General features: G+C 57.1%; 14 protein-coding genes. 5 read left to right on the top strand and 9 right to left on the bottom strand.

The features are described from left to right. Window positions 1-46: 46 nt before the first annotated feature. Window positions 47-283: a DUF3203 family protein gene (locus M1E16_RS17580; protein ID WP_434656944.1), complete on the bottom strand. Its 237-nt coding sequence runs from the start codon at window positions 281-283 to the stop codon at window positions 47-49. Between the two features lie 136 nt (window positions 284-419). Here M1E16_RS17580 and M1E16_RS17575 point away from each other — a divergent pair, with 136 nt between their 5' ends. Further along, the gene (locus M1E16_RS17575) at window positions 420-917 is read left to right on the top strand and encodes an MgtC/SapB family protein (protein ID WP_458127997.1); all 498 of its coding nucleotides are present in this window, start codon (window positions 420-422) and stop codon (window positions 915-917) included. On the opposite strand, the gene M1E16_RS17570 is transcribed toward M1E16_RS17575, so the two are convergent. From M1E16_RS17570 to M1E16_RS17545, 6 genes are all read right to left on the bottom strand, one after another. Then, window positions 910-1,632: an ATP-binding cassette domain-containing protein gene (locus tag M1E16_RS17570; protein ID WP_458127996.1), complete on the bottom strand. Its 723-nt coding sequence runs from the start codon at window positions 1,630-1,632 to the stop codon at window positions 910-912. The two genes, M1E16_RS17575 and M1E16_RS17570, sit on opposite strands and share 8 nt — an antisense overlap. Then, a complete protein-coding gene (locus M1E16_RS17565) occupies window positions 1,632-2,441 on the bottom strand; it encodes an ABC transporter permease (RefSeq protein WP_458127995.1) in 810 nt (269 codons plus the stop codon). Before M1E16_RS17565 ends, M1E16_RS17570 begins: the two co-directional genes overlap by 1 nt. Continuing rightward, on the bottom strand, window positions 2,395-3,594 hold the full coding sequence (locus M1E16_RS17560) for a YcaO-like family protein (protein ID WP_458127994.1): 1,200 nt from the start codon (window positions 3,592-3,594) through the stop codon (window positions 2,395-2,397). The genes M1E16_RS17565 and M1E16_RS17560 overlap by 47 nt, the downstream gene beginning before the upstream one ends. Then, window positions 3,578-4,384: a SagB/ThcOx family dehydrogenase gene (locus M1E16_RS17555; protein ID WP_458127993.1), complete on the bottom strand. Its 807-nt coding sequence runs from the start codon at window positions 4,382-4,384 to the stop codon at window positions 3,578-3,580. Before M1E16_RS17555 ends, M1E16_RS17560 begins: the two co-directional genes overlap by 17 nt. Next, window positions 4,381-5,238, bottom strand: coding sequence for an McbB family protein (locus M1E16_RS17550; RefSeq protein WP_458127992.1), 858 nt, complete (start codon window positions 5,236-5,238; stop codon window positions 4,381-4,383). The genes M1E16_RS17555 and M1E16_RS17550 overlap by 4 nt, the downstream gene beginning before the upstream one ends. A gap of 692 nt (window positions 5,239-5,930) precedes the next feature. Continuing rightward, entirely contained in the window at window positions 5,931-6,095 is a 165-nt protein-coding gene (locus M1E16_RS17545) for a hypothetical protein (RefSeq protein WP_434630070.1), read from the bottom strand. Window positions 6,096-6,304: 209 nt separating this feature from the next. Here M1E16_RS17545 and M1E16_RS17540 point away from each other — a divergent pair, with 209 nt between their 5' ends. From M1E16_RS17540 to glgB, 3 genes are all read left to right on the top strand, one after another. Beyond that, complete coding sequence (locus tag M1E16_RS17540) at window positions 6,305-8,302, top strand: alpha-1,4-glucan--maltose-1-phosphate maltosyltransferase (protein WP_458127991.1); 1,998 nt, start codon at window positions 6,305-6,307, stop codon at window positions 8,300-8,302. A 172-nt stretch (window positions 8,303-8,474) separates the two neighbouring features. After that, on the top strand, window positions 8,475-11,819 hold the full coding sequence (gene treS, locus M1E16_RS17535) for a maltose alpha-D-glucosyltransferase (RefSeq protein ID WP_458127990.1): 3,345 nt from the start codon (window positions 8,475-8,477) through the stop codon (window positions 11,817-11,819). An 11-nt stretch (window positions 11,820-11,830) separates the two neighbouring features. Beyond that, entirely contained in the window at window positions 11,831-14,065 is a 2,235-nt protein-coding gene (glgB, locus tag M1E16_RS17530) for a 1,4-alpha-glucan branching protein GlgB (protein WP_458127989.1), read from the top strand. A 284-nt stretch (window positions 14,066-14,349) separates the two neighbouring features. On the opposite strand, the gene gudD is transcribed toward glgB, so the two are convergent. Then, window positions 14,350-15,693, bottom strand: coding sequence for a glucarate dehydratase (gene gudD / locus M1E16_RS17525; RefSeq protein ID WP_434630078.1), 1,344 nt, complete (start codon window positions 15,691-15,693; stop codon window positions 14,350-14,352). A gap of 30 nt (window positions 15,694-15,723) precedes the next feature. Further along, complete coding sequence (locus M1E16_RS17520) at window positions 15,724-17,070, bottom strand: MFS transporter (protein WP_458127988.1); 1,347 nt, start codon at window positions 17,068-17,070, stop codon at window positions 15,724-15,726. Between the two features lie 327 nt (window positions 17,071-17,397). Between M1E16_RS17520 and M1E16_RS17515 the strand changes: the two genes are divergently transcribed. Next, window positions 17,398-18,111: a FadR/GntR family transcriptional regulator gene (locus M1E16_RS17515; RefSeq protein ID WP_458127987.1), complete on the top strand. Its 714-nt coding sequence runs from the start codon at window positions 17,398-17,400 to the stop codon at window positions 18,109-18,111. Window positions 18,112-18,273 lie beyond the last annotated feature (162 nt).

The raw sequence follows: 18,273 nt of genomic DNA, 5'->3' as shown, positions 1-18,273 counted from the left end.
CAACCCCCTCCTATGGCAAGGGAGCAAGCTCCCTCGCCACGTGGAGTCAGATCACTGAGTCGCTGTCAGTCGCCTTCAGGTTCTGCCGTCCGTCAGCCGCTCCGGCCACGGTCAGGGCATCCACTTCCGCCTCGGTCAGGTAGACCCGCCCGCCATTGAGCTCCACGGCTGACATGGCCTTGTCCGGGTCGGTAATGATCGTCAACTCGCTCGCCGGTCGCTGTTCCTGGCCGTTGGGGGTGTCGAAGTGGCAGGTCCGGTTGTCATCGATTCGTACAGTCATGTTGATGCTCCTTCCTTCAATGTCTGAACGTTAGGTGGCGTGCCGCCGGCAGGGTTCGTTGCGGCTGATCAGCGGTCGGTCGCACGTCTCGCATCGCTTGTGGTCCATCATTTATCGAGTGAAGAGAGGAAGGTCCATGGAATCGTGGTGGGATGAAGTCTGGATAACCCTGCAAGCTGAATTCGCCGACATCACCGATACCGAGCAGATGACACGGGTGACGGTGCGCCTGGTAATGGCTGCACTGCTGGGGGGCATCCTCGGGTTCGAGCGTGAGCACAAGGGCAAGGCCGCCGGCGTGCGCACCCATATGCTGGTGGCGCTGGGCGCCGCGCTGTTCGTGTTGGTGCCGCAGATGTCCGGTTCCCAGGCCGACGCGATGAGCCGGGTGATCCAGGGCGTCGTCGCCGGCATCGGCTTCCTCGGCGCCGGCACCATCCTGAAAAACGACAATGGCGACGAAAGCCACGTAAAAGGCCTGACCACCGCCGCCGGCCTGTGGATGACCGCCGCCATCGGCGTTGCCGCCGGATTGGGCCGGGAAGCGACAGCGTTGCTCAGTACGGTGCTGGCGCTGGCGATTTTCAGTGTGATGCCGATGATTGTTCGGGCTCTGGAAAAAGAGCCTAAGTAGCAACTGGGGTTTTAATTACAGCTGCCCTAATGAAAGCTTCGTCCAGGCTGTTGGCGGTGAACGCTGATGTGAACTCTTCCCCCGAGTGGAACTTTATGAATTGGCATCCACTGATCATATAAAAGACATCACAGTGTGCCGTGACTTCCTCAATGTTATGTGAGGATACGACAATGGCTGCTCCCTCCTGCGCAGCTTGCTTTAAGCATTGCCATGTGTAATGGCGGAATTCTGGATCAATACCGGCTGTTGGTTCATCGAGAATGAGCAGCTCTGGCTCTAGCGCCAAAAGCGAAAGGGTAAAGAACCAACGCTTTTCTCCATAGCTGCAAATCGCAGATTTCTTTTTCCATATTTCCTTATAGCGCTCAGTCAGCTCTGGGCACCACTTCTCGATTTTGTTTAATGCACATTGCTGGGTGGGTTTTCTATCAGAACTGAGCACCGTAGCCATCGTGAATATATCATGCATGCGTAACACCGGAGGGGTGGTGATAATCTGAGATAAATACAATTGAGTCCGAAAAGTGCTATTGATTTTCCATTGTTGGCTACTTTTAACCTTGCACAGAATGTCAAATAATGTAGTTTTTCCGGATCCGTTGGGTCCAAGGATTCCAGTAATGGAACCCATTTCAATACGCAGAGATGCGTTACGAAACAGTTCCTTGTCAGGGAAGCTGAGATTAAGCTGTTTGACTTCTAATGAACGCATTAATAACGGTTCCATACTGGGTTTATTCTCAGATACTTCATGGAAAATAAAAATGTGCACACCAGGATGGCAGTGGAGATCAGCAATATGTGGATGTTCTCTCCAAGCCCATCACGCATGATTTTGTAGGCTACATGCAAAGGATTTAGACTGCTTAATAGTTGGAGCATGGAGTTACCTTCTGCAGGTGCGCTTGGGCTGGCAACGCCTAAAGCAATCATGGTAAATAAAAGGGCAGAAAAAAGCGTATTCGAGTTGGTAAAATTTATTGGAAGTAAAGTTAGTACTAGTCCTAGCGAGCAGAAGATCAAAAAGCAAGCATAGAATCTCAGTACAATGTTGAATAGCTCGAAAACATCCAAGTTATTCCACAGGTTTTTCGTTATTACATAAAAAATACAACAATAAATAAGTGCTATACAGGAATAGGACAGAAATTGTCCTGTCATAAAAATTATTTTTGAATGGCTAGTGTATATAAATGAGCGAATAAATCCGCTTTCTCTTCTGCCGATGATGTAGAGCGAAAAACCGAACAGGCCGACGCTTGCCGCAACGTAAGCGTAAAACCATGCACTGTCCGCTACGTAATCGAGATGTTGAGTTTGTTCATATTTCTTTGTGTAGTTAAGCAGGTAGAACAATAGGCTGGGAGAGATGATCGTCCATAGAATGGCAGTGGGTTCCTTGAGTTGCTCTTTTAAAAAAAGACGAGCTAGTATCGCTGATCGGAGGTATATGTGGTTGCGCATCGGTGTTTTCCTATGGGAAAGGAACCATTCTTGCTTTACGATCTTTTTGTATTTCATGGAGGAAAGTCCGTGAATAGAGATTGTCGAGGTTGATATTTTGAGAGTTGTTCATATGCATAAAAAAGTCGGGCGAAATAAACTTGCTGCAGTATCCGAAGTGATCCCCGACTGGAATCATTTTTAAATATATATAGCCGAGCGCTTGATGTTTGGTAAGGTCTTTTAAAAGGGATTTTAGGCAAAGCGGCTGTTGAAAGGGGGCGGGCGGTACGGAAGCGCTGGAGCGCACTGAAGTGATGATTTTATATGTTTTATAGTTGTTGATTTGCAGGAAATGTTTGAGATAAGAGTCACGGATTTCCTCCATTTTTTGTTCCGTGGCGATAAAGGCGTCGATGAATCTATAGGTCTGCCAAAGTTCCAGCAAGGATTTTTCCATTGCCAGTTTTGGGGTCGCCGCATAAGCCATTCCTGCGCAATATTGAACATTGTGCTGGGGACTTTTATGCCCGTAAACCACCAAGATGCAGACGCCAGAATATTCAGTATCCGATATGTCAATAAAAGATAGTTCACCACTGAGCATAAGGGCTTTGCATAGCATTTCAGTACAGGTCCCTGCTAGAGCAGATGATGCTGTCGAAGTCTCTATTATTTTTATGCAGTCACCGGTAAGCCAGAACCTCGTTAGAAATTGCCTCTCAAGAAATTCTTTGATTGAGCCAAATATGGCTTGTTCCGGGTGCCAGCCAAATGCACACCCACACGTGTCGCGTAAAGGGTATATAGAGTTTTCTGTTTCAGTTCGTGTTGTACTCAATGCAATGCATGCGGTGGGGATATGGCAAGAAGATAGATTTGATGCTCGGAAAACCTGACTTAAATTGTATTGGTGAGAGGTGAGATTTGGTTGAGTAACATTTTGCTTGTGAGTTTGGATAAATGCCTGAATGAATTTCAATATCTCTGCTTCCTCTAGGGAGTAGTCCAGGCCCCCGGTAAGGTCGGGAACCACGTCTCTATAGAAGTGTCGGCGCTCGTAAAACTCACCGACCGCGGATCTAAGCGCTCTAGCGCCATTTCCCACACCCGAACCGCCATGATTCCATGCGTCAGAGATTTCCACCGAAGAAGGAAAATTTGTTAAGTTGGCTGGTTGGTAGGTGAGCTGAGCGGAAATGAGTTGGTGTTCTCTATTGTAAATGTTCATTCGACTGTCCTATGTAATGCACGCACATCGGAACAAAGAGCGCTGGATTTAACTTGAGCGCTTTGCACAGCATCGTATCGGTGAAAGCTGACCAAGGGCGGCAGCGCAAATTCAGGGATTTTGCGCTTAGCTCCATGAGCATGTAGATGGACCCTATTTCCATTGTTGCCAGACGGTAACCCCGATGACGGTACTTGAATAACACCTTTGGCAAATAGACGGTATATATCAGGGCTATGCTAGGCGATCCAATGTTGCTACCTTCCGGCAAGATAGCTGTTCTGAGGTTGTCTATATTTTCAGTACCCAAAACGATTTCGAATTTTTTTGATCTAGGTAACAGGTGTAATATTTTTTCGGTGCAGGGCCAGCCTCCGTTGTTCTGCCCCAGTGAGCAGACAAATACTTCGACGGGATATAATGCTCCGGCGCTAGGGTAGCCACGTTTGCTATTGTTGGTTTGCAAGGCTGTTAAGGGAGTGACAAGTTTTTCTACGGTTTTAAAATCGATATCGGTCTCACAAAAAAAATCCGCTGACTCGTTTCTGGTTAGGGCTGGGTCACTATTATTGCCCTGACCTATAGCAATTTGGAGGTTGATATCGGGGTATAGCTTTAATTCATTTCCGGTTAAAGTTGATAATTGTTTTTCGGTGAGCGAGTGCAAATGGGTTGCCCGCTGAAAAGCTGGGTGAAGGATATAGTTTCCTTTTGTGTGGAAGTCTAACACTTCATCGTGAACGTAGGGATCCAAGAATCGAAGGTAGTAATCGTGAGGTATATTTTTCATTGGGCTATGCTCAAGCAGTCGCATGAATGCCAATGTGTTGCCGAGACTTGAGTAATCTGACCATCACTAATATTGATTGTTGTCCCTCGCAGAACGTTCTCTTGGTACTTACGAGTCATGGTTGTACCGGAAACCAGGCGGATCGCCCTGGCGATCGCTCCTAACAATAATGATTTTTGGAGTAAGGTTAGTTTCGCGCTGGGCAAATCAATGCTTTGAGCTTTGCAAAAATCGAGTAGTTTTGTCCATGTGTTGTTTGAGCTTGAGTGCATTTCATTGCTGATCAGTTTGTCGATCGTGCAGAAATGGCAAGGGTTTCCTATTGACGGAATATAAGGTTGGCTTAGATGGAATAGGTCTGCGTTTCCATAACAGACGCTGATTGCCGATGTGGGCCACTGTTTTGCTATGTTGAAATACAGGTTTTTTATGGCTGTGTAGTTATAATGTGAACATAATATTATGACGTAACGCCTGTGCCCATTAAGGCTGCTGGGGGCGAAATTCTGTAGGTCGCATACCTTCAAGTTTTCGATTTCACCGGATAGGATTTTTTCTAGGTTAGACGTTTCTCCCCAGTCGTGGGCGATCAATGTGGAGTTAAAGTGATGGATGTCTTTCTCTTCCTCTATACGGATGGCTGTTTTTAGAAATTCATATGCATTCGTTGGGTCTAAATTTTGGTTTGAAGAAAGATCGTCGAGCTCGGTTCTGGAGATGTGCTCCACCGTCTTCAGTTCTTTAAGTAGTTTGAACATTGCGGGGGAGTCGATGCGAGCAACCCCCTTTTCCGAAATGATAGCGTTCGCGCCGTTGAAATTTAACAGCTCGTAGTTATACAGGCTTAATTTCATGATCGATTCTCAGACGGGTCTTTGGCGTTGCGGTCGCTCAAAGACCCGGGCATGTGCCTATTTAAAGTTAGTGCTTATCGGATTGAGTTGCTGCATTACCTCCGCACCCCCCGCTACCTCCGCTGCCACCGCTACATCCGCCTCCACCTCCACAGCCGCCGCTCCCGCCACAACCACCAGCGCTGCCTGAGCCGCCTACACTTTGCGTATGTGGTGTACTGCCAAAATCGTCAGTGAAGGCGAATATTACTTCGCCCAGCTTTTCGGTTTTCTTGTTAGTCATTTTCATGTTGAGCGCCTCTTTCCTTGAGTGAAACAGCCAACGAAAATATTGGCTGCTCAATATTTAAAGGAAGGGTCGTTATATTGCAATTTCGATTTTTTTATCTTGTAGGACGAATCCTTCATGCTCATGAGAAATTTCTGATGAGCTTTTGTGGCAAATATTGGGAGGCTCAAGGCGAAGGAGAGGAAATAAAAACGTACGGCTGTGGTTTTTTATGAAGATACAAGCAATTGCACACTCTTGATATTTAATTTGTGCGTCTATTACTTGGATTTCTGGTAGGAAAACTCTTACTTGTGAAACATTATTTTTTTACGTGATTGATTAGGCGAGGCGACGAACGGTCATGTTGGGCGCTCGCTGACGCGGCGTTCGCCTCTCGCCGATGGATAGCTAAGCTAATTTGTCAAACCCGCTCCGGCGGCGCCTCGCTCGGCGGGTCCCCCAGAGGCGGTTGCGGGTCCAGCGGTGGGTCTTTCTCTGGAATCGGCTCGGGATCCGGACCGGGTGGCGGCAGGATTGGGTCGTCGATGTTCGGATCGGGTGTTTCGGCCGGGATGGGAATGGTCATTCGATCGGGCCTCCGGGGTGGATGTGGCTTGAGTCGTGCTTGTCTGGTTGACCATGGCCCGACGGGTTTGATTCCCCGGTGCCGGCCAGTAAATCGTGCTGAACTTTTGGTCGCCGGTCCGGTTCGGAGCTTAAGTGAGTTAAATCAGGGACCCATTGGGCCTTTACCGCCACAAGCGCGTCCATGGGGCGTAGAAGGAGCGATGCTCGATGACTGCCGAACAGCCAAATGACCTGGCGTACAACCCGCATCTGCCGTTGTCCCAGGCGTTGTTATTGCCACGTATTGCGATTGAAAACACCATGCCGGTGATCGATGGCGGGCAGTTTGCCGCCAAGGCCCTGGCGGGACAGGACGTGACGGTGACCAGCAAGGTGTTTGCCGATGGCCACGATAAGTTGGCTGTGCGGATCCGCTGGCGTGCGCTGGAAGACGATATCTGGAACAGCGAAGTGATGACCGAGCTGGGCAACAACAGCTGGCGCGGTCAATTTAACCTACCGGCCGTCGGCCGCTACGTGTTTTGCATCGAGGCCTGGTTTGATCAGTTCGCCAGCTTCCGCTACGAGCTGGAAAAAAAATTCGCCGCCGGGGTCCCCATCAGCCTGGAGCTGCAGGAGGGTCGCAATCACGTGCAACAGGCTGCCGAGCGCAGCGATGGGGAATTGAGCGAACAGCTGGCCGAGTTGCACCAGCAGCTTTCGAGTCTGTTACCGGAAGAACAGGTCGCCCTGTTCCTTGAACCACGCAGTGCGGACCTGATGTCGCTGGCCGACCATCGGCCTTACCTGAGCGTCAGTCCTGAATATCCGCTTGACGTGGAACGCGAACGGGCCGAGTTCGCCAGCTGGTATGAGTTGTTCCCTCGCTCGATCACCGATGATCCCAGCCGCCACGGCACATTCAACGACGTGCATTCGCGCTTGGCGGTGATCCAGGACATGGGCTTCGACGTGCTGTACTTCCCGCCGATCCACCCGATCGGGCGCAGTTTCCGCAAAGGTCCGAACAACTCCCTGACCGCCGGCCCCGACGATCCGGGCAGCCCTTACGCCATTGGCAGCGAGGAGGGCGGGCACGAGGCGATTCACCCGCAGTTGGGCACTCGCGAGGATTTCCGCCGCCTGGTGGCCGCCGCAGCCGATCACGGCCTGGAAATCGCCCTCGACTTCGCCATCCAGTGTTCCCAGGACCACCCCTGGCTCAAGCAGCATCCGGGCTGGTTCAGCTGGCGGCCGGACGGCACGATCAAATACGCGGAGAACCCGCCGAAAAAATACCAGGACATCGTCAACGTCGATTTCTACGCCGCCGATGCGATACCGAGCCTGTGGACCGAACTGCGCGACATCGTGGTGGGCTGGGTCAACGAGGGCGTGAAGATATTCCGCGTCGACAATCCCCACACCAAGCCGTTGCCGTTCTGGCAGTGGCTGATCGCCGATGTGCGCGCGCAGTACCCAGAGGTGATGTTCCTGGCGGAAGCCTTCACCACACCGGCGATGATGGCGCGGCTGGGCAAGGTCGGTTATTCCCAGAGCTACACCTATTTTACCTGGCGCAACACCAAGGCCGAACTGGCGACCTATTTCACTGAGCTCAATGAGTCGCCTTTGCGCGAATGCTACCGGCCGAATTTCTTCGTCAATACGCCGGATATCAACCCGGCGTTCCTCCACGAGTCGGGGCGCGCCGGTTTTCTGATTCGCGCCGCGCTGGCGACCATGGGGTCGGGCCTGTGGGGCATGTATTCGGGCTTCGAGCTTTGCGAATCAGCAGCGGTGCCAGGCAAGGAGGAATACCTCGATTCGGAGAAGTATGAGATTCGGCCACGGGATTTCACCGCGCCGGGCAACATCATCGCCGAGATCGCTCAGCTCAACCGTATCCGCCGCCAGAACCCGGCGCTGCACACGCACCTGGGGCTGAAGATCTACAACGCCTGGAACGACAACATCCTGTACTTCGGCAAGCGCACGCCGGATGGCAGCAACTTCATCCTGGTGGCGGTGAGCCTCGATCCGCGCAATGTCCAGGAAGCCAATTTCGAATTGCCGTTGTGGGAAATGGGCCTGCCGGACGATGCCCAGACCCAGGGCGAGGATTTGATGAACGGCCACCGCTGGACCTGGTACGGCAAGTACCAGTTCATGCGGATCGACCCGGCATACCAGCCGTTCGGGATCTGGCGGATCAGCGTGGCGTGAGGTGTAAGCGATTTCAGTGATCGCTCTTGTGGCGAGAGAGCTTGCTCCCGCTCGGCTGCGCAGCAGTCGTGATCTCAGGGGGCCGCTTCGCAGCCCAGCGGGAGCAAGCTCCCTCGCCACGTAGATATCGCCAGCCAGTCCAGCGGTTTTATCGAATTTTCAGGAGTTGCAAATGGCCAAGAAACCCCGGTCTGCCACCTTTATCAATGACCCGCTCTGGTACAAGGACGCGGTCATCTATCAGGTCCACGTCAAATCCTATTTCGACTCCAACAACGACGGGATCGGCGACTTTCCTGGGCTGATCGAGAAGCTCGACTACATTGCCGACCTGGGCGTCAACACCATCTGGCTGCTGCCGTTCTATCCTTCGCCCCGGCGCGATGACGGTTATGACATCGCCGAGTACCGTGGCGTCAGCCCCGACTACGGCACCATGGCCGATGCGCGGCGCTTCATTGCCGAGGCCCACAAGCGCAACCTGCGGGTCATCACCGAGCTGGTCATCAACCACACCTCGGACCAGCATCCCTGGTTCCAGCGCGCGCGCAAGGCCAAGAAGGGCTCGAAGGCGCGGGATTTCTACGTCTGGTCGGATGACGATCACAAGTACGACGGCACGCGAATCATTTTCCTCGATACCGAGAAGTCCAACTGGACCTGGGATCCAGTGGCCGGCCAGTACTTCTGGCACCGCTTCTATTCCCACCAGCCGGACCTCAACTTCGACAACCCGCAGGTCATCAAGGCCGTGCTGTCGGTGATGCGCTACTGGCTCGACATGGGCATCGATGGCCTGCGCCTGGACGCGATTCCGTACCTGATCGAGCGCGACGGCACCAACAACGAAAATTTGCCCGAGACTCATGACGTCCTCAAGTTGATCCGCGCCGAGATCGACGCCAATTACCCCGACCGCATGCTGCTGGCCGAGGCCAATCAGTGGCCGGAAGACACCCAGCTGTATTTTGGCGATGTCGACGCTCAAGGCCTCAATGGCGACGAATGCCACATGGCGTTCCACTTCCCGTTGATGCCGCGCATGTACATGGCGCTGGCCCAGGAGGATCGTTTCCCGATCACCGACATCCTGCGCCAGACGCCGGAAATTCCGGCCAATTGCCAATGGGCGATTTTCTTGCGCAACCACGATGAGCTGACCCTGGAAATGGTCACCGACAAGGAGCGCGACTACCTGTGGAACTACTACGCGGCCGATCGCCGGGCGCGGATCAACCTGGGCATTCGCCGTCGCCTGGCGCCGCTGATGGAGCGCGACCGTCGCCGTGTGGAACTGCTCAACAGTTTGCTGCTGTCGATGCCCGGTACGCCGACTTTGTACTACGGCGATGAAATCGGCATGGGCGACAACATCTACCTCGGTGACCGCGACGGCGTGCGCACGCCGATGCAGTGGTCCATCGACCGCAACGGCGGTTTCTCCCGCGCCGACCCGGCGAGTCTGGTGCTGCCGCCGATCATGGATCCGCAGTACGGCTACCTCTCGGTGAACGTCGAGACCCAGGCCGGCGACCCGCATTCGCTGCTCAACTGGACCCGTCGAATGCTCGCGGTGCGCAAGCAGTCCAAGGCTTTCGGCCGGGGCACGCTGAAAATGCTGTCGCCGAGCAACCGCCGGATCCTTGCCTACACCCGTGAGTACACCGGCCCGGATGGCAAGCATGAAATCATTCTCTGCGTCGCCAACGTTTCACGTAGCGCCCAGGCGGCGGAGCTGGACCTGTCGGCCTATGCCGGCATGGTCCCGGTGGAAATGCTCGGGGGTAATGCCTTCCCGCCCATCGGCCAGTTGAATTTCCTCCTGACCCTGGCACCGTACGGCTTCTACTGGTTCGCCCTGGCGGCGGAAAACCAGATGCCGAGCTGGCATGTGGAACCTGCCCAGAGCCTGCCGGACTTCACCACGCTGGTACTGAAAAAGCGCCTGGAAGAATTGCTTGAGGCGCCGTCACGCACGACGTTGGAGCAGAGCATTCTGCCAAGCTGGCTGCAGAACCGTCGCTGGTTCGCCGGCAAGGACAGCGCCATCGAGAAAGTCGACATCGTCTATGGCGTGCGCTTCGGTGATCCGCAACGGCCTGTGCTGTTGAGCGAAATCGACGTGACCAGCGCCGGTCAGACGTTGCGCTATCAACTGCCATTCGGTCTGTTGGCCGAGGACCAGGTGGGCCCGGCGCTGCCCCAGCAACTGGCCTTATCGCGGGTCCGCCGGGGGCGTCAGGTCGGGCTGATTACCGATGCGTTCACCCTGGAGAGCTTCGTGCGAGCCGTGATGCAAGGCATCCAGGCCAACACGGTATTGCCGTGCGCCGATGGCGAGTTGCGTTTTGAACCCACCGCAGGCCTGGCGGCGCTGAACCTTGGCGCCGAGCCGGAGGTGCGCTACCTGTCCGCCGAGCAGTCCAACAGTTCGGTGGTGGTTGGCGGCAGCCTAGTGCTCAAGCTCATCCGCAAGGTGGCGTCGGGCGTGCATCCGGAACTGGAGATGAGTGCTTACCTGACCGCTGCCGGCTTCAGCAATATTTCGCCGCTGCTGGGTTCGGTGATTCGCCGCGACGCGAGGGGCGAGGATGCGCTGCTGATGATCGCCCAGGGTTACCTGAGCAATCAGGGTGATGCGTGGGAATGGACCCAGAACAACCTCGAGCGCGCCTTGCGCGACGAACTGGCGGACGCGGTGTCCGAACAGGAACAGCACTACAACGCCCTGGGCGAGCTGAAGGACTTCGCCGGCATGCTCGGCCAGCGTCTGGGGGAAATGCACAAGGTGCTTGCCCAGCCCACCGACAACCCGGACTTCGCGCCGCAGGCCACCAGCGCCAAAGAGGCCCAGGCGATCGGCAAGGACGTTGTCGCCCAGGTGGAAAACGCCTTGCGTCTGCTCAAGCAGAACCAGGGGCAATTGAACCCGGCGGACCAAGCCATGGTCGCACGCTTGCTGGAACACAGGAAAACCGTGCTCGCCCATGTCCAGGAACTGGCCGGCAAGGCCACCGGTGGCTTGCGTATCCGCGTGCATGGCGACCTGCACCTGGGGCAGGTGCTGGTGATCAAGGGCGACGCCTACCTGATCGACTTCGAGGGTGAGCCGGCGCGGCCGTTGCATGAGCGGCGTGGCAAGCACAGCCCGTACAAGGACGTCAGCGGCGTGCTGCGTTCCTTCGATTACGCGGCAGCGATGGCGGTCCAACTGCACACCGTGGACACCACGGCCGACGCCGATGCGGCGCGCAAACGGGTTGCCGACCGCTATTTGATTGAGGCCCGCCAGGCATTTGTCGAGGCGTATCGGCTAGCGGCAGCTAGTCTTGCCCATGAATGGAAGGATGCTGAAGGCGAGGACGCCGCGCTGGCGTTGTTCGGCCTGGAGAAGGCGGCCTATGAAGTGGCTTATGAAGCCGAGAATCGCCCCGCCTGGCTGCCCGTGCCGTTGCACGGTCTGTACGGGCTGTTGAGTGGGCTGCAACCCTTTTCCGATTTAGCCGGACCGATTTAGTGGAGAGAATCATGAGCGTCTCGAACAAGGAAACCCAGGGGCAGGCCAAAGAGGCATTGTTGCCGGCCCCCCACGACATCGACGCGCTGGTGCGCGCCGAACACCAAGATCCGTTCTCGATCCTGGGCCCGCATGGCGACGGGGCGGGCGGACAATTTATCCGCGCGTACCTGCCCGGTGCGTTGAGCGTGCATGTGCTCGCCCGTGACGGCGGCGAGGAGCTGGGCGAATTGCAGGCCACCGAAACGCCGGGCCTGTTCGTCGGCCATTTCGACCGCGCACAGCCGTACCTGCTGCGCACCCGTTGGGCGGGCGGCGAGCAGGTTGCCGAAGACCCCTACAGCTTCGGCCCGCTGCTGGGGGAGATGGATCTTTACCTGTTCGCCGAAGGCAATCACCGCGACCTCAGCGCGTGCCTCGGTGCGCAACTGAAGACGGTCGATGGCGTCGACGGTGTGCGCTTCGCGGTCTGGGCGCCGAACGCGCGTCGGGTGTCGGTGGTGGGGGACTTCAACGTCTGGGACGGGCGCCGGCATCCAATGCGCATCCGTTATCCGTCCGGCGTGTGGGAGATATTCATCCCGCGGCTCGGTCCGGGTGAAGGCTACAAATACGAAATCCTCGGCGCCCACGGTATCCTGCCGCTCAAGGCCGACCCGGTGGCCCTGGCCACCCAGATGCCGCCGGACACGGCATCCAAGGTCGCCGCGCCGTTGAAAATCGAGTGGCAAGACGACGAGTGGATGCAAAGCCGACGCGAGCGTCAGCTACCAGGTGCGCCGCTGTCGATCTACGAGTTGCACGCCGGTTCCTGGCAGTGCGAAATCGACGAGGCGGGTGAGGTTTCCCGGCAGTACAACTGGCATGAAATGGCCGAGCGGTTGATTCCCTACGTCAAGGACCTGGGCTTCACCCACATCGAACTGATGCCGATCATGGAACACCCGTTTGGCGGCTCGTGGGGCTATCAACCGCTGTCGCAATTTGCCCCAACCGCGCGTTTCGGTTCGCCCGATGATTTCGCCGCGTTCGTCAACGCCTGCCACCAGGCCAATATCGGCGTGATCCTCGATTGGGTGCCGGCGCATTTCCCGACCGATACCCACGGCTTGGCCCAGTTCGACGGGACCGCGCTGTATGAATACGGCAACCCGCTGGAAGGCTTCCACCAGGATTGGGACACGCTGATCTACAACCTCGGGCGCACCGAAGTCCATGGGTTCATGCTGGCCTCGGCCTTGCATTGGCTCAAGCATTTCCATGTCGACGGCCTGCGGGTGGATGCGGTGGCCTCGATGCTGTATCGCGACTATTCGCGCAAGGCCGGCGAGTGGGTACCCAACCGCCACGGCGGACGGGAGAACCTGGAAGCCATCGACTTCCTACGCCACCTCAACGACGTGGTTGCACTGGAGACGCCCGGCGCGCTGGTGATTGCCGAGGAGTCCACGGCGTGGCCGGGTGTCAGCCAGAGCACGCAACAGGGCGGCCTGGGTTTCGCCTACAAATGGAACATGGGCTGGATGCACGATTCGCTGCATTACATCCAGCAGGACCCGGTGTACCGCGCTCATCACCACAACGAACTGAGCTTCGGCCTGGTTTACGCCTGGTCCGAGCGTTTTGTCTTGCCGATTTCCCATGACGAAGTGGTCCACGGCAAACGCTCGCTGATCGACAAGATGCCTGGTGACCGCTGGCAGAAATTCGCCAACCTGCGCGCCTACCTGAGCTTCATGTGGGGCCATCCTGGCAAGAAACTGTTGTTCATGGGCTGCGAGTTCGGCCAATGGCGCGAGTGGAACCATGACCAGCAATTGGACTGGTATCTGCTGCAATACCCCGAGCACCGGGGCGTGCAGAAGCTGGTGAGCGACCTGAACCGGCTCTATCGCGAAGAACCGGCGCTGCACGACCAGGACGATGCGCCGCAAGGCTTCCAATGGCTGATTGGTGACGATGCGGTCAACAGTGTCTATGCATGGCTGCGCTGGAGCAAGGATGGCCGGCCGGTACTGGTGGTCGCCAACTTCACGCCGGTGCCGCGCGAGGCGTATCGGGTCGGCGTGCCGTTTGGCGGACGCTGGGTGGAATTGCTCAACAGCGATGCCGACACCTATGCCGGTTCCAACTATGGCAACGGCGGCGGTGCCTCCACCGAGGCGATCCCCAGCCATGGCCAGGCGCTGTCGCTGGAACTGAACCTGCCGCCGCTGGCGGTGCTGATCCTGCGACCGGAGGGATAACTACTCGCCGAGGTATCAACGCAGTGATGACCGTGGCGAGGGAGCTTGCTCCCGCTGGGCCGGTCCGACGCTTCGGGCGCAGCGGCCCCAAGATTTTGCGGTCGCTGCGCAACCGAGCGGGAGCAAGCTCCCTCGCCACGGGAACAGCGGTGGGAATCAAGCCAGATTTACACCGGGCCATTGTGGGAGCGAGCCTGCTCGCGATAGCGGAGGGTCAGTCTACATCGATGTGACTGAACCACCGCAATCGCGAGCAGGCTCGCTCCCACAAGGTTTTATACTTCTCAGCGAACCAGGCACGGCTGCTTGTTGTTGAATGTCCAGCCCGGGATCAGATACTGCATCGCCACCGAATCATCCCGCGCGCCAAGTCCCATGCCTTTGTACAACTCATGAGCCTTGGCCAACTGGTCCATGTCCAGCTCGATCCCCAGCCCCGGTTTCTTCGGCACCTGCACGCAGCCACCGCGGATCTGCAAGGGCGCCTTGGTCAGCCGTTGGCCGTCCTGCCAGATCCAGTGAGTGTCTATGGCGGTGATGTCGCCCGGCGCGGCGGCCGCGACGTGGGTGAACATCGCCAGGGAAATATCGAAGTGGTTGTTGGAGTGGGAGCCCCAGGTCAGGCCCCATTCATTGCACATTTGCGCCACCCGCACCGAACCCTGCATCGTCCAGAAATGTGGATCGGCCAAGGGAATGTCGACCGACTGCAACGTAATCGCGTGACCCATTTCGCGCCAGTCGGTGGCAATCATGTTGGTGGCGGTCTTGAGGCCTGTGGCGCGACGGAATTCAGCCATGACTTCACGACCCGAATAACCATTCTCGGCACCGCAAGGGTCTTCGGCATAGGCCAGCACCTTGTGCTGGTCACGGCACAGGCGGATGGCCTCCTTGAGTGACCAGGCGCCGTTCGGGTCCAGGGTGATGCGCGCCTGGGGGAAACGCTCGGCCAACGCCGTCACTGCTTCGATCTCTTCATCGCCCCTGAGCACGCCGCCCTTGAGCTTGAAATCCTCGAAGCCATAGTGCGCGTGGGCCGCCTCGGCCAGACGTACCACCGCGTCAGCATCCAGGGCTTTTTCGTGGCGTACGCGGAACCAGTCATTTTCAGCCTGCGGTTCGCTGCGGTAGGGCAGGTCGGTCTGCTGGCGATCACCGACGTAGAACAGGTAGCCGAGCATCTTCACTTCATCGCGCTGCTGGCCTTCGCCGAGAAGGGCGGCGACCGGTACATCCAGGTGCTGGCCGAGCAGGTCGAGCAACGCAGCTTCCAGGCCGGTGACGGCGTGGATGGTGATACGCAGGTCGAAGGTCTGCAGGCCGCGACCGCCGGCGTCACGATCGGCAAAGGCCTGGCGTACGCTGTTGAGGATTTTCTGGTAGGTGCCGATGGGGCTGCCGACCACCAGTGAGCGAGCATCTTCGAGTGTCTGGCGAATGCGCTCACCGCCGGGCACTTCGCCCACGCCAGTATGCCCGGCGTTGTCCTTGAGAATCACGATGTTGCGGGTGAAAAACGGGCCATGGGCACCGCTGAGGTTGAGCAACATGCCGTCGTGGCCAGCCACGGGCACTACTTGCATGCTGGTGATGATCGGGGCTTTGCTGGTTTCTTGGGTAGTCATCGTGTACGGATCCTTGAGTTATTGTTGTGGTCAGGCGTGACTGGTAGCCGGGTCGGTGGAAGGCTTTAGGGTTTTCGGCTTGGGCGTATTGCGCGCGGCAAACACGATGATCGCGGCAATGATCGACGTGGCCGCCAGGCCATAGAGCCCGCCCTGGATCGAGCCGGTGTGCTGCTCAAGCAGGCCGAAAGTAGTCGGGGCGACGAATCCGCCGAGGTTGCCCACCGAATTGATCAGCGCGATGACACCGGCGGCGATCCGTGCGTCCAGGTAGGCCTGGGGGATCGGCCAGAACAGCGAAGAGGCGGACTTGAAACCCAGGGCCGCGAAGCAGATCGCAACGAAAGCGAAGATCGGCCCGCCGGTGGTGGACATGAACATGCCTGCCGCAGCGATCAACAGGGCAGCGGCAACCCAGGCCTGCTGGAACTTCCATTTGGCCGACAGCGAGGCGAAGGCGTACATGCCGACGATCGACAGCAACCAGGGAATCGAATTGAACAGGCCGACCTGAAGGTCGCTGAGCTCGCCCATCTTTTTGATAATGCTCGGCAGCCAGAAGGTCGCCGCGTAGATGGTCAGTTGGATAAAGAAATAGATCAGGCAGAACAGGATGATCTGACGGTCCTTGAGCAATTGGCCGATCGACAGTTTGATCGGCGTCGCCGCTTCACGGGCCGCCTGTTCATCGTCGATGGCCTTGACCAGCGCATCCTGCTCGTCGCGACTGAGCCACTTGGCGTCGTGAGGCTTGGAGTCCAGCCAGAACCAGACGAACACACAGAGGCAGACCGAAAACATCCCCTCGATGAAGTACATCCACTGCCAGCCATGCATGCCCATGCCGTTGATCTGCAAAAGCAGCCCCGACAGCGGGCCGGATATCAGCGAAGCGATCGCCGAGCCGCTGAGGAAAATCGCGATGGCCTTGCCGCGCTCGACGCCGGGCAGCCACCGCGTGAAGTAGTAGATCACGCCGGGAAAGAAACCGGCTTCGGCCACACCCAGCAGGAAACGCAGGATGTAGAAGTGGGTTTCGTTCTGGATGAAGGCCATGCCTGCCGCCACCAGGCCCCAGGTGAGCATGATGCGTGTCAGCCAGATACGGGCGCCGATGCGTTGCAGGAGGATGTTGGACGGGACTTCGAACAGCGCGTAGCCGATGAAGAACAGGCCGGCGCCAAAACCATAGGCGGCTGCGCCGATGCCCAGGTCGTGCTCCATATGGGAACGGACGAAGCCGATATTCACACGGTCGATGTAGTTGACGATGAACATGATGACGAACAGCGGCAGGATGTGGCGCTTGACCTTGGATATGGCCGAGGACAGCACCGGATCCGCGCCGGCATCTGCCTTGAGGCTGGATGAGTTCACTGGATTTTCTCCCACTGTTTATTTTTATGCGGGGCATCGTGCAGGTGCCGATGTTGATAGACATCATACAAGTTGATTTTTTTGTCTGACAAGCAGTTTTTGAGCACGATTGGATTGGATGTGGCCATCCTTATACTGTGTATGTTGGCTATGATTAGGTTGTGGCCGGATTGGTCATGTGTTGAGACACCAAACGCCTGGTGAGCTTTCCAGGATTAAGCCAGCGTGATATTGGATGTTGTCATACAAGTTGGCCTGCATCCGCAAACAACTCCGACGCGGCGGATGGTAGGATCGACGAGCCTGTTTTCAAGGAACCCGTGGCACATGCAGCAAGACACTCAAACGCCTCTGCGCAAGCGCACCCACAACCTGGCCCATGACCTGGTGGCGAAGTTGAGCCAGAGCATCCTGCTGGGGCAGTTGAAGCCTGGAGAGAAACTGCCGTCGGAGGGTGCTTTCGTGCGCGAGCATGGGGTCAGCCGCACGGTGGTGCGCGAGGCGATTTCCAAATTGCAGGCCTCGGGGTTGGTGGAGACTCGCCATGGCATCGGCACTTTTGTGCTGGAGCAGACGGGAGAGCAGGGGCTGAGGCTCAACGTCGATACCGCTGCGGGCGTGCGCGGGATTCTCGAATTGCGCCTGGGCCTGGAAACCCAGGCCGCGGCGCTGGCGGCCCAGCGCCGCAGTGAGGAGCAATTGCAGCAGATGCGTCAGGCGCTGGATGATTATCAGCGCTTGCTCAACAACAACGACAGCTGCGTCGAGGCTGACCGGCGTTTTCATTTGTTGATTGCTGAGGCCACGAACAACAGCTGTTTTGTCGAGATCATGCAGCACCTGGGCAGTGCGATGATCCCCCGCACCCGGGTGAACATGGCCGAACGCGGCCAGGCGGACCTGGGCAAGCTGGCGCAGTTTGCAAACCTGGAGCACGAGGCGATTTTCAACGCCATCCAGCGCCAGGACCCCGACGCCGCCCGCGCCGCCATGTGGCTGCACCTGACCAACAGCCGCGACCGGTTTGGCGCAGGAACCTGAAGGATCCGCGTCGCCTGGTCTGTCGCCATCGCGAGCAGGCTCGCTCCCACATGGATCTTGGGTGTTATCGAGTTCCGCGGCTGTCAGAGAACCTGTGTGGGAGCGAGCCCGCTCGCGAAGAGGCCGGCACATTCAACATCAATGCAAACTGACCCACCGCCT

Source organism: Pseudomonas sp. Z2-11, assembly GCF_054161305.1.
This window is presented reverse-complemented; position numbering and strand designations above follow the sequence as displayed.